At 51.2% G+C, this 12,747-nt stretch carries 10 protein-coding genes and 1 riboswitch; all 10 genes read left to right on the top strand.

Annotation, left to right across the window (positions count from 1 at the left end):
* The first annotated feature begins 3 nt into the window (after positions 1-3).
* Positions 4-1,200, top strand: coding sequence for a methionine adenosyltransferase (metK, locus tag G445_RS0106345; RefSeq protein WP_022866711.1), 1,197 nt, complete (start codon positions 4-6; stop codon positions 1,198-1,200).
* Between the two features lie 65 nt (positions 1,201-1,265).
* Positions 1,266-3,440 carry a primosomal protein N' family DNA-binding protein gene (locus G445_RS0106340; protein ID WP_022866710.1) on the top strand — a complete coding sequence of 725 codons (2,175 nt, stop codon included), beginning with the start codon at positions 1,266-1,268 and terminating at the stop codon, positions 3,438-3,440.
* Between the two features lie 140 nt (positions 3,441-3,580).
* A complete protein-coding gene (gene fmt / locus G445_RS0106335; RefSeq protein ID WP_022866709.1) occupies positions 3,581-4,612 on the top strand; it encodes a methionyl-tRNA formyltransferase in 1,032 nt (343 codons plus the stop codon).
* 151 nt (positions 4,613-4,763) lie between these two features.
* Positions 4,764-6,173 carry a transcription antitermination factor NusB gene (locus tag G445_RS0106330; protein WP_022866708.1) on the top strand — a complete coding sequence of 470 codons (1,410 nt, stop codon included), beginning with the start codon at positions 4,764-4,766 and terminating at the stop codon, positions 6,171-6,173.
* Positions 6,170-6,856 carry a ribulose-phosphate 3-epimerase gene (gene rpe, locus G445_RS0106325; RefSeq protein WP_022866707.1) on the top strand — a complete coding sequence of 229 codons (687 nt, stop codon included), beginning with the start codon at positions 6,170-6,172 and terminating at the stop codon, positions 6,854-6,856. Before G445_RS0106330 ends, rpe begins: the two co-directional genes overlap by 4 nt.
* 254 nt (positions 6,857-7,110) lie before the next feature.
* Positions 7,111-7,230: riboswitch (FMN riboswitch) on the top strand.
* Positions 7,231-7,377: 147 nt separating this feature from the next.
* Positions 7,378-8,157, top strand: coding sequence for an ABC transporter permease (locus G445_RS0106320; RefSeq protein ID WP_026421009.1), 780 nt, complete (start codon positions 7,378-7,380; stop codon positions 8,155-8,157).
* 10 nt (positions 8,158-8,167) lie between these two features.
* The gene (locus tag G445_RS0106315; RefSeq protein WP_022866705.1) at positions 8,168-9,178 is read left to right on the top strand and encodes an ABC transporter substrate-binding protein; all 1,011 of its coding nucleotides are present in this window, start codon (positions 8,168-8,170) and stop codon (positions 9,176-9,178) included.
* A 475-nt stretch (positions 9,179-9,653) separates the two neighbouring features.
* The gene (locus G445_RS0106310; RefSeq protein ID WP_022866704.1) at positions 9,654-9,899 is read left to right on the top strand and encodes a helix-turn-helix domain-containing protein; all 246 of its coding nucleotides are present in this window, start codon (positions 9,654-9,656) and stop codon (positions 9,897-9,899) included.
* A complete protein-coding gene (locus G445_RS0106305) occupies positions 9,900-11,735 on the top strand; it encodes a site-specific DNA-methyltransferase (protein WP_022866703.1) in 1,836 nt (611 codons plus the stop codon).
* Positions 11,735-12,747: DEAD/DEAH box helicase (locus G445_RS0106300; RefSeq protein ID WP_022866702.1), on the top strand; the 1,013-nt coding region annotated here is incomplete at its 3' end. The genes G445_RS0106305 and G445_RS0106300, both read left to right, overlap by 1 nt.

Here is a 12,747-nt window from a genome sequence, read left to right as displayed (position 1 = left end):
CTCATGGTGTATTACCAGCCTTTCACCTCGGAATCTGTGACTGAGGGGCATCCAGATAAAGTTTGTGATGTTATTTCTGACAGCATTTTGGATGCGCTACTAGAGGAAGATCCGGGGTCACGAGTGGCTTTAGAAACCATGGCAACTACCGGGCTGGTTCATGTTGCCGGCGAAGTAACAAGCAAGGCATATACGGAAATTCCCCATATTGTTCGCCGTGTTCTCAAGGAGATTGGCTATACCTCTTCCCGGGTCGGTTTCGATGGGGCTTCGTGCGGTGTAACAACATCTATTGGGCAACAATCTCCAGATATTGCCGGAGGTGTTGATACTTCCTTAGAGATTCGGCAGGGGCATGAGGGAACGGATCGTTTCGACGCTCAGGGCGCAGGTGATCAGGGCCTCATGTTTGGTTTTGCGTGCCGTGAATCTGCAACCTTGATGCCTTTACCTATTCATTTATCGCATCGTTTCGCGCAAAGGCTTACCCGTGTGCGTAAAGATGGCGTGGTGCAGGGCTTGCGTCCGGATGGAAAAACCCAGGTCACCATTAACTATGAAGGTTTCACACCTGTTTCTGTTGATACCGTTGTTGTTTCGACGCAACACGACGAGAATGTTTCTCAGGAATGGTTAGCTCAGGTTATTAAAGAACAGGTGATTGAACCTGTTTTGCGTGAGGAAAATATTTCTCTCGACTGTGAGGATATGAAGATTCTCGTCAATCCTTCCGGGCGTTTCGTTATCGGTGGTCCGATGGGAGATGCGGGGCTTACCGGCCGAAAAATTATTGTGGATACCTATGGCGGTATGGCGCGCCACGGTGGGGGCGCTTTCTCTGGAAAAGATCCCTCAAAGGTTGATCGCAGCGCCTCGTATGCAATGCGTTGGGCGGCAAAGAATGTTGTGGCTGCCGGTTTGGCCCAACGTTGCGAGCTTCAAGTTGCCTACGCTATTGGGCGAGCGCATCCGGTGTCCGTAAGTGTTCAAACATTCGGCACGGAAACCACGGATGTTCAACGCATAGAAAATGCGGTGAAGAAGGTGTTTGATTTCCGACCTGCAGCAATTATTGAAGCCCTTGATTTGAAGCGTCCGATTTATGCACAAACCGCGGCATACGGGCATTTTGGCCGTGAACTTCCCGATTTTACGTGGGAAAACACTGACCGGGTGGAGGAATTGCTTCGCGCAATATAATGTTGCGTTAAAGTTGCGCAGTTCGAGGAAAAAATAATGAGGGAGCCGTAAACTAGGGTGTACATATGGACATGGATACCTTAGATTTAACGGCTCTTCCTTCATTTGGGGATCAGGAAGCGCTTCTTGAGTGCGCCCCTCAGGAACTTTTTGTCGATTCTGCCATTGATAAACCCGTTGCGCGTGTTCATGTTGTTATGCCACAACCACACATGGATAAAGTTTTTGATTATCTTGTTCCCCCGCGATTTGATAATCAGGCACAAGTTGGAATGCGTGTTAAGGTTCGTGTCGGTAGCCAGCGTGTTTCCGGTTTTATTGTTGAAAGAACAACCACATCGAGATGGGCGCATCATCTTCGTACCATTGAATCAGTACCTGGAAAAATACCTGTGTTGAAAGAACACATATATCGAGAGGTACGGTTAATGGCAGCGCGTCAAGCAAGCGGAGTGTCCGATATTTTACGTCTTGCCGTTCCAGAACGCCATGCTCGTGCGGAAAAATCTGTGTGTGATGAACCTGAGGCACAGAATCCTCGCCCCTCGGAGTTTCGAGGCCAGGCGTGGGCCGCATATGAGGGTGGGGAAGAGTTCCTCCGAAAGGTTTATGGAGGGCAATCTCCGAAGGCCGTACTCAGTCTTCTTCCAGGCCTACAATTTTCGACGAATCTCGTTATGGAAGCAATCATTGCATGTAGAAATAGTGGCAGAGGTGTTTTGGTGATAACGCCGTTAACCCGCCATGCACGTTCTCTAGCAACCGAGGTCGAAACGCAGGTGGGTGAAGAAGTGAGTGTTATTGTTTCTGATGGCACTCACGAGGATAGGTATCGTTCTTTTATCCGTACGTTGCGCGGATCCACACGTATCACTGTAGGCACACGTGCAGCATTGTGGGCGCCCGTTAAAAATCTTGGCCTTATTCTGTTACTGGATGATCTTTCGCCACATCTGCGTGAACTGCGTTCACCATATTCTGATGCAAGGGATGTGTGCATTGTTCGTAGTGAGCACGAAAACGCCGCTTATGTATCTATGGCTTCCTACATTAGTGAAGAAAACATGCAGTATGTTCGAAACGGTTTTCTCTCACTTCTTCAGGGAAAACTTGAGGTTCGTAAGGACTATATGCCTGCGGTTTCTCTTCCGAGTCAATGGAGCCATTCGACGGAAGAATATTCGCGCCTTCCTCATGCAGTATTTCAGCTCATGCGCCAGGCGTTACCGCAAGGTCCCGTTCTTATTGTTGTACCTCATGCTGGATACCTGTCATTTCTCGTGTGTTCGAATTGTCGAACTCATGCAGTGTGCCAGGAATGTGGTGGGGACATGTCGAAAAAACGTCAAGAAGATCCCTACACCTGTGTTCGATGTGGTTGGTATTCGTGGCAGTGGAGATGCCCAGAATGTCACGGAACAACATTGCGGGCTTTACGTATTGGTTCGCAAAGAACAGCCGAAGAAATAGGTCGGGCATTCCCCGGTACGGGAATCATTTTATCCGGCACACACTCACCGGACGGTGTTGTATGGAGTGTTGATAATACTTCACGCATTATTGTGGCAACCCCCGGTGCTGAACCACGTGCCCAGAAGGGGTATGCGGCAGCAATCGTCGTAGATTCGCGTTACCTCATTGGTTACGGGCTCGGTTCTCACATGCGTTTTATCCGCAAACTTGCACATATTGTCACCCGTGTACGTCCTTCTCGCCAAGGTGGACATGTATTACTTAGCGGGGGAGCACCACCGGAAGTGATAGAACCCTTAACAACATGGAATATGGGGGTGTTAGCAGGTGAACTTCTTGACGAAAGAAAGGCTTTAGAGTTACCTCCGTCAAAGCATTGGCTTGCTATTTCGGGTAAAACAGGAGATGTACGAACATACCTCGCCATGGTGCGCGATAAAATTCTTGCAATGGAACTCGCAGGTAGAAATACCACCGGTGCGCATAATAACGCCTCCGGAAATACAAACTCCGCTGGCTCTAGTGAAGGGAATCTTTCGGACGAATGGCAGCCGGAATTGCTACGGGGTGGTTCCTTCACGATCACAAAAAATGTTGATTTCATGGGGCCGGTTCCTGGGAGCAGACCCGGTGAAAACACCGTATATATTCGCTATCCACGCGAACACGAAAGAAAATACGGGATGTTAGCTCGGGATGTGTACGGCTCATATGCCGCGCAACATCTTGGTGGCTCCCTCAAACTTGAACTTAACCCCTCAATGTAGAAACTTAACCGCCAATTCAGAAACTTAACTGCTCAATACAGAAAGTAAACTGCTCAATACAGAAAGTAAACTGCTCAATTCATAAACTTAACCGCCCGATACAGAACCTAAACCCCTCAATGTCGAAAGGACAACATGGTATGAAAATTATATTTGCCGGCACTCCCGCAACCGCTGTTCCCTCCCTTGAACAGCTTTTACACGACGGTTATGAGGTGTGTGCTGTTTTGACACGTGAACCAAAACCACGTGGAAGAAAACGTATACTGACCAAATCCGAAGTACATCAAGCAGCAGAAAAACACGGCATACCCGTGTACACGCCAAAAAATCTTCGCGGTGAAGAAAGCGAAAACCTTATTCGAGAATTAGCGCCGGATGCGGTTGTCGTCGTCGCATACGGGGTGATTATTCCGAAAAATCTTCTTGATGTACCAACACACGGGTGGATTAATCTTCATTTCTCGCTGTTGCCTCGCTGGAGGGGAGCTGCGCCCGTGAATTACGCAATTGCCGCGGGGGACACCCATACCGGCACAGCGATTTTCCGCATTGGTGAGGGTTTGGATACGGGCCCTGTTTTCGATATTGAGGAAACCCAGATAGGAGCGAATGAGACAGCCGGAGAACTGCTTGAACGTTTAGCGTTTTCAGGAGCACAACAAATTTCTCGCGTTCTACAAAAAATCGGAGACGGTGAACTTCAGGCACGTGAACAAGAAGGTGAAGCCACAACCGCACCACAATTCACATCCGAATGGGGACACATTGACTGGACACAACCAGCAGAAGTTGTTTCAGCGCGTGTACGAAGTGCAACACCCGTTCCAGGAGCATGGACAACACTACACGGGCAACGCTTCAAAATCGGAAAACTTCAGAGTCTCGAACATAATGCACTATCCAACGGCGAGGCTTGTGCACACGAAAAACAGGGTGAAGGCTCAGTTTCAGGGAATGTGGAACAAAGCAAAAGCCAGATTTTAGAGGGCACAGCAGTGGTAGGAGGAGAAAAACTCATGCCTGGAGAAATTTCAGCAGAAGGTTACGTGGGTACCGGTACAATGCCTATCCGATTAGGTGAGGTCGCCCCGCCAGGAAAAACATGGATGAAAGCAACAGATTGGTTACGGGGTGCACGCTTGGAACAAGGCACCTGTTTTGGTTCCTAGGCGAAACTGTCGAGTAAGCTACCTAAGCAAGATTCCCAGTATTCCTAACATTTCAAAGCCTGATTTTCAGTAAACGAGGTGCTGAAGATAAAAGCAAAAGTCCAAGCATGTAAAATAGCTACATTGCAGATAAACAGATGAGGATATGTGTATGAAAAACCGTCGCCCAGAAGGTTGGGTACCACGCAAACAACGCAGTAGCAAGGCAAGGCTTGTTGCTTTTAACGTGTTACGTGCTGTCGAGGAGGATGACGCATACGCAAACCTTATTCTTCCGCACCACATACGCCGTGCATATTTAAATAAACAGGACGCAGCATTCGCCACGAATTTAACCTACGGAACCTTAAGATTACGAGGTCGGTGGGATGCGATCATTAGCAGAAGTTCTCATGATCGTCCTTTTGAAGCCATTGACTCCGATGTCCTCCAGCTTCTTCGCCTAGGCTGCCACCAGCTTTTAGATTTTAAAACGCCACCCCATGCTGCCATTAACGAAACCGTTGCTATAGCGCGCAATGAACTAGGGCAAGGCGCTGCAGGTTTCGTCAACGCTATTTTGCGACGCATTAATGAACGCACAAGCGAATGGAAAACAATTCTTGAACAAAGTACAGCATCACGAACTCAATTCCTATCCGTCTGGTACTCACAGCCACGTTGGATAGTGGAAGAATTTGAACGCGCACTCCTGCTCGACGGACGTGAAGAAGATCTAGAAGCAGTGCTCAACGCAAATAATGATGCTGCGAAAGTTGCACTCGTCTGCAGAGGAATATCACCCGAAGATCTACGCGAAAGAATCACACGAGCAAAAATGGGGTGGGAAGATCCCTACCTCGTTCCTTCAGCAGTCCTCCTCGAATCAGGAGATCCACATCGCCTATGGCCTATCCAAGACGGCAGTGCTGGCGTGCAAGATGAAGGATCCCAGTTAATTAGCGACATATTCGTCGCCATTCCCGTCGAAGGAAAAGACACACAATGGCTCGACGTTTGCGCAGGACCGGGAGGAAAAACTGCGACGATTGCCTCCACAGCCCCAGAAGGTGTTGAAATTTTCGCGAACGAACCTCAACCACACCGCCTTGACCTTGTAGAAAACGCCGTCGCACCGTGGGCAGAGCGTGTCATGTTACGTCAAGGAGATGGACGCACCATCGGGGAGGAACAACCCGATTATTTCGATCGAATCCTTGTCGATGCCCCCTGCAGTGGTTTAGGTTCCCTTCGGCGTCGCCCAGAATCCCGCTGGCGCAAACAACCCTCCGATATTACAGACTTAACAAGATTGCAGAGAGAACTTCTTGCATCCGCATTTAAAGCGCTACGCCCAGGCGGAGCGCTCCTGTACACAACGTGCACACCGGTAGTTGCAGAAACCCGCACAATAATTGACGAATTCCTCGCAAATACTCCGGCCGCACGTGAAGAAAACCTCGTTCCCCACGCCCAACAACTTGCACTTAAGCCCCTTGGGGACGGACCACATATTCAACTATGGCCAGATCTTCACCATAGTGATGCAATGTTTATGGCACTCATTCGAAAGGATCAATGATGACAACCTCGCCAACACCACCAACCCTCATCTCTCCATCCATCCTCAACTGCGATTTTGGACATCTTGCTTCAGAGCTCGACAAAATATCCAACGCGGACTATGTGCATGTTGATATTATGGATAACCATTTCGTGCCCAACCTTGCCTTAGGGATGCCCATTTTTGAATCGGCAGTGAAATATTCACAACTGCCCATCGATGCGCATCTTATGATTGAAAACCCAGATACTTGGGCACCTGTCTATGCAGAAGCCGGAGCACGATCCGTAACCTTCCACGCAGAAGCATGCGCAGCCCCCCTACGCCTCGCACGAGAACTTCGCAAAAAAGGCACACGCGCCGGACTAGCCCTCAAACCCGCCACAGGAATCGAACCCTATATCGATATTCTTAACGAATTCGACATGATCCTTATCATGACGGTCGAACCCGGATTCGGTGGTCAATCCTTCATCGACACCATGATGCCGAAAATTACACGAACCCGTAAAGCCATCGAAGCAGCCGGCTTAGATGTGTGGATCCAAGTAGATGGCGGAATCAGCAGAGACACCATTGAACGCGCAGCCGAAGCAGGCGCAAACAACTTCGTAGCAGGCTCCGCTGTTTACAAAGCAGAAGATGCCTTCACGGAAATCGAAACTCTGCGTTCCCTCGCGAACCGCGCACACAAGCACTAAAACTACATACACCAACAGATTCGTGTACGTCGGTAGTTGAAGTGCATATTCGTACAGGTTACGGTCGCGTTTGCCAGCATATCCGTTTACTTCGGTAGTAAAGTGCATTTTCGTACAGGAGGATATGGCGCGCTACTCGCCTTGAGCGTGTAAGCCGGTAGTGCAGTGCATCTTCGCACACCTTAACGTCACGCTTACCAACATATTCGTGTAAGAAAACATTGCAAACCGTACACATACGCACTAAAGTAACAAACAGTGCTCCAGGGTCAGTGAAAATCTGAACCGGCGGTGATAGTCCGCGAACCACACATGTGGCCGATAGGGTGAAATTCCCTAACCGACGGTTAAAGTCCGGATGGGAGGTAGCTAACACCGTCAGGTGGTTGCCACGTTGCACACACACTACGTGGCATACAATCGTCGTGATGTGGTGTCACAACTTTGTGTTACCCAACGCAACACACGATGAACGTACCCCTCCTATCGTGCCAACGGAAAACGAGGAGGGAATAAGCTACGTGGCTATAACGCGAACATACCAGGTGAAACGAATCGCGCTACCGTTAGCGGTTATTGTTGCTATCGGTGCCTTGTGGTATGCCGCTACGGAATACGGTTACGTACAAGCCGTGTATCTTCCGCACCCCGCCGACGTTTTCCACCGCATTCTTTCCGGTTTCCGCGGGGACACCGGGTCAGCATACCTTTGGGACGCGACCCTCCTCACCCTTCAGGAAGCTGTGGTTGCAAGCCTTTGTGCAGCCGCACTAGGTATCCCGCTCGGATGCGCCATGGCACGATGGAAAAGTTTCGCACAAGCAATTCAACCGATAGTGGCCGCCTCCCAAGCGGTCCCAGCGGTAGCGATAGCACCCCTACTTGTTGTGTGGATTGGGTACGGTTTCCTTCCCATCGTCGTACTGTGCATCATTATGGTTATTTTCCCCATTATTGTGAGTACGACGGTGGCAATATCCCAGGTAGACCGCGACGTTATATCTGCGGCCCGCCTGGACGGGGCAGGTAGCCTCCGGCTCCTCTTCTCCATTATTCTTCCCCTTGCCTCGCCCGGAATTCTCGGCGGAATCCGCACAGGTTTCACGCTGTCTATTACGGGCGCAATCGTCGGGGAAATGATTATTGGAGGGGACGGGCTCGGCACCCAACTTGCCCACGCACAACCTGCCGGTGACATGACGGGCATGTTCGCCATCGTTTTCGTCACCGCATTTTCTGCGATTATGATGTACCTCCTCTTACTAACCCTAGAGTCGCGAGTTAACAAAATATTGTTCTAGAGAAAGAAATATGATGAAACGTCTCTTTGGCGTCTTACTTGCGACCCTGGTTGCCGTGGCAGGCTGCTCCTCTTCAGGTAAAGCCACGGCAGAAAAACCAGGTTCAGGCGGGCTTTCCCCCCAAATTACTGTTGGGCTCACCTACGTGCCCGATATTCAATTCGCGCCCTTCTATGTTGCCGAAAAGAAAGGCCTCTTCACCAAACATAAATTGACGGTGAAACTACGCCATCACGGCGCACAGGAAGGCATTATTTCGGCATTAAGTAACGGTTCCGAAGATGTCCTCTTCGCGGGCGGAGACGAAATGATGGAAGCCCGTAGCAACAAGGTAGATGTTGTCAACTGGGCAACAATGTACCAAAAATATCCGGTCACCCTCCTCGTGCCAGAAGATTCTCCAATAAAGACGACGAAAGACATCGAAGGGCACACCATCGGAGTTCCCCAGCCTTACGGGGAAAATCATTACACAATGGAAGCAATGCTGAACCAGAAAGGTATTGACCGTTCAAAGGTGAAGGTTCAATATATCGGCTACACCCAGGCCGCCGCTTTGGCGTCACATAAGGTCGACGGAATTGTGGGCTTCCGCAATTCTGATGCAGTTGCCGCCCAGCGTCAGGGCGTGAAAGTGCGAACCGTTGATCTTCCCCAAGGGGAACTTCCCCTTGTTGGCGTGGGACTAGGATCGTTATCGTCGAATCTTGAGAAAAATAAAGAATATTATGTGCGTATGCTTGAGGCTTTGAAGGAAGCCGTGGAGTGGGCGAAAAAGAATCCGGAGGAAAGCGTAAAAATTGCCTCCGAATATGTTCCCGCCTTAAAGGAAGCAGATAATGCGAAGTATGCTCGCACGATTCTTGAAAATACGCTGGAATTATATGCCGGGAGTCGCACTTTCGGTTCTCAGGAGACAGAGCGATGGAATGCGATGGCACAGTTCATGTCCGCGCATTTGCTGAAGAAACCGGTTGAGGCTGACAAGGCATTTGTTGACCTCACAACGCCGAGGAAGTAACGCTACGTAGCGCAAAGTAACGCGAGGTAGCGCAACGACGACGAATTAACTCAAAAAACGACGTAAAGCGACGTAAAATCAACATTTTGTGTGCTGTTACATGGTGGGGTGCTCGTAATTGTTCGGGCGCCCCACCTGCTCCGCAAACCGACAAAATTTCACGGCCGAAAAATCCAGAGCAGGTGAAATGACAAACCTCAACTCACTTTTAACGGCTCTTCACATTTTGGCTTGTAGGGTTTGTGTGAGTCCTCCTACGTGTAGCAGGCTTCGGGTGATGTGGTTGTCACTATCACGTATCCTGGCGTGGGATAAACCCATCAGGCCTAACTCGTCCAAACCCAAAAGACTTTGAGGTTCTAAAGGAGGTAAAATCAATATCAGGCTGTGCGGTATAAATAGATTTCTTTTTCACAACCTAAATCTGTACCGCACAGCCCAACACAAGTCAAAACCGGAAGAGCCAGAAAAAGCCATGAACGCACCTACGCTGACTATAAGACTCGACTACACCAACCTGTGGAAACTCCTGATTGACAAACAACGAAACAAGGAACACCTCAAGCGAGAGGCAGGAGTTTCAGTAGCTTCGATCGCCCGTCTCAACAAAGGTGAAAACGTCACAACTGACTCGCTCCTTCGCATCTGCCAATACCTGAACTGCTCGCTACCCGACAGCTGCGAGATTGTCCTCAATGATATGAAGGGAGAGACCGACTAGATGGCCAATCAACGCTTGCAGCTCACCTGGTACAACAAGGACAAGGCTCTCATTCCCACCGAGACCGGTAAGTACGGCTACACGTGGGTTGACCCCTCAGACCCGCGTTACTGCGAAACCCATACCCTGATCTATGACGAATATGTTGAGGGCAAACAAACTTTCAAGAGTGACGAGTTTGAATATTCTGAGCGCGCCGACCTAGAGCCACAAGACGATAACCTGCTGATCTTGGGTGAATCGGGCGATGTCCTCGAAGCCCTCACCCGCGTGCCCGAGCTTGCCGAGAAATATGTGGGTCAGGTGAAGCTGATCTACATTGATCCACCGTTCAACACCGCGCAAACATTCGCCTCCTACGAGGACAACCTAGAGCACTCCATCTGGCTCACCATGATGCGCGACCGGTTGCTGCACATGAAGAAGTTGCTCGCCGACGACGGCTCCATCTGGGTGCATCTTGACGACGTGGAGAGCCACAGAATGCGCCTTCTCCTGGACGAGGTGTTCGGGCCGCAATGTTTCGTTGCTGATGTCTCGTGGCTTGCGTCAGATAGCTCGAGCAACAATGCGGGATCCTTTTCCAAGGACAAGAATCAAATATGTGTCTACGGAAAAAATCCGGGATGGCGGCCTCGCCACCTTCCTGATCCGGAGAAGCAATCACATTATCGGAATCCAGACAATGACCCTAGAGGCCCTTGGTATGACGGTCGCGACGTACAGAACCCCAAAGACCGCCCTGCCCTAAAATATCCAATCGCAAAGCCCTCTGGCGGTTTCTTGGAACCGCCAACAAATGGCTGGCGCTGGGACCAAACCACGATGGCCTCCAAAATGGCTACGGGAGAAGTTTATTTCAACGACGATGAGACGGCATTGAAGAGGAAGACCTACCTGTGGGAACAGGCAGGTCTTCCACCGAGTGATTCGTGGCATTCTGTTGGAAAAACTGGAAGTACTCGAGGAGCTAAGAATCACCTCAAGATCCTATTTCCCGGAATGCCAACCCCCGAGCTTTTCGATACTCCAAAGCCAGAAGAATTGCTGAGCTTCATCATGGCCTCATCTACTGACCCAAGTGACATTGTGCTGGATGTGTTTGCGGGTTCTGGGACGACTGCTGCGGTGGCGCAGAAGATGGGGCGGCGTTGGGTGACGTGTGAGTTGTTGGAGTCGACGTTCACGAGGTTCACGCGTCCGCGCTTGGAGAAGGTCGTGGGCGATCAAGACCCGGGCGGAATTACGCGGACGAAGGGTGAACGGGTTGACGCGACGGAAGATGGGCTGCCTGATGGTGTCTCGCCGGAGGATGCCGCGAAGTTCACGAGCGTGCTCAACAAGCTGATTAAGGACGATCCGGAATTGAAGAAGAGCGTCGAGGTAAAGTCACTGAAGGCTGCCTCAAAGACGAAGCGCACGAAGGAAGTGGTCAACTGGCGTGGTGGCGGCGGCTTCCAGGTGGCGCACCTCTCGCCTGCGTGTTTCGACTACGACCCCGCACTAGATCGGGTGATGTTAACGGCGGCCGCGACCGGTGAGACCTTGACCCGGTCGGTGGCCGCCAACCTCGGCTTCACGCTGCTGCACACGGATGATGACTATATTTTTGACGCCAGGCGCGGTAACGCCTTGTTGAAGGTGGTAGAAGGCGTGGCCACGATCGAGATTGTTGATTGGCTTGCCTCCCAGATCCAGCCCGGGGAGACGATCGTGTTGGCAGCTACCTCGGTGATGGATGGGGTGCGTCAGCATTTGCGCAAACTGGTGAAGGGGGCGCGGGTGGTTGCGTTGCCCGATGATGTGTTCCGTTATAGCGAGGGTGGTGAGCTGTGATGGCTAAGCGGCTGAATATTAGTTTTGATTCGGACATGTTGGAGTCGATTAGTGCCGAGTTCGATCTGCGTGCTCCTAACAAGGAAGCGCTACGAAAGCTTATCTTCACCCTTGATGGGGATTATGACCCATCGGTGATGCAGGTGTTGAACCTTGCTACGGGTGTGGGCAAGACGTATTTGATGGCGGCGTTTGTGGAATATCTGCGCCGCCAAGGAGTTGGTAACGTCGTGATTGTCACCCCGGGCAAGACGGTGCAGGCCAAGACGGTGCAGAATTTCACGCCAGGGGCGCCCCGCTACATCACGGGATCGGTTGTGCCGCCCGAGGTGGTCACCCCGCAGGACTATTCGGCGTGGATTGCCCGGCAGAACGGCCCGGCTCGGCTTTCGTTTGGGCGGGAAACCCCGATGTTGGCGTTTATCTTCAATATCCAGCAGCTCATCGCGCCGAAGGAAGCCGAGGGGGATACCCGCGGTGCTACGCAGGATGCGATGCGCCGTAAACCGCGGCGGTTTGATGAAAACGCCGGCGTGCTTTTCGACTACCTAAAGAACCTTGATGATCTGGTGGTGATCGCCGACGAATCTCACCTCTACGGGGCGAGTGCGGTGGCGTTTAATGCAGCGTTGAAGGAACTTGATCCAGCAGTGGCGATTGGTTTGACGGCTTCGGTGAATAAAAAGACCGATCATGTGATCTTCGAGTATCCGCTCTACCGGGCGATCCAGGACAAGTATGTCAAAGCCCCAGTGTTGGCGTTCCGCAAGGCTGGATATGGGACCGATGAAGCCTCTGAGGAGCAGCAGTTGCGTGACGCGCTGCAGCTACGTGCGCTCAAGCAGGCCTACTATGATTCCTACGCGGCTTCCCAGAACCGCGATCATGTGAACGCGGTCGCTTTCGTCGTGTGTTCCGATGTTGAGCATGCCACCCAGGTTGCTGAGCTGCTGCGCACCCCGGAATACCTCGGCCAGGATGAGGCGGTGTTGCAGGTGGACTCCAAGCACGA

Source organism: Actinotignum urinale DSM 15805, from assembly GCF_000420445.1.
In the GTDB taxonomy this organism is placed as follows: domain Bacteria; phylum Actinomycetota; class Actinomycetes; order Actinomycetales; family Actinomycetaceae; genus Actinotignum; species Actinotignum urinale.
This window is presented reverse-complemented; position numbering and strand designations above follow the sequence as displayed.

What these genes read in the sequence shown, in the direction of transcription:
- rpe (WP_022866707.1), top strand. Translation starts at nt 6,170, where the DNA reads ATGATGACAACCTCGCCAACACCACCAACCCTCATCTCTCCATCCATC.
- G445_RS0106305 (WP_022866703.1), top strand. Translation starts at nt 9,900, where the DNA reads ATGGCCAATCAACGCTTGCAGCTCACCTGGTACAACAAGGACAAGGCT.
- G445_RS0106340 (WP_022866710.1), top strand. Translation starts at nt 1,266, where the DNA reads ATGGACATGGATACCTTAGATTTAACGGCTCTTCCTTCATTTGGGGAT.
- G445_RS0106315 (WP_022866705.1), top strand. Translation starts at nt 8,168, where the DNA reads ATGATGAAACGTCTCTTTGGCGTCTTACTTGCGACCCTGGTTGCCGTG.
- fmt (WP_022866709.1), top strand. Translation starts at nt 3,581, where the DNA reads ATGAAAATTATATTTGCCGGCACTCCCGCAACCGCTGTTCCCTCCCTT.
- G445_RS0106310 (WP_022866704.1), top strand. Translation starts at nt 9,654, where the DNA reads ATGAACGCACCTACGCTGACTATAAGACTCGACTACACCAACCTGTGG.
- metK (WP_022866711.1), top strand. Translation starts at nt 4, where the DNA reads ATGGTGTATTACCAGCCTTTCACCTCGGAATCTGTGACTGAGGGGCAT.
- G445_RS0106330 (WP_022866708.1), top strand. Translation starts at nt 4,764, where the DNA reads ATGAAAAACCGTCGCCCAGAAGGTTGGGTACCACGCAAACAACGCAGT.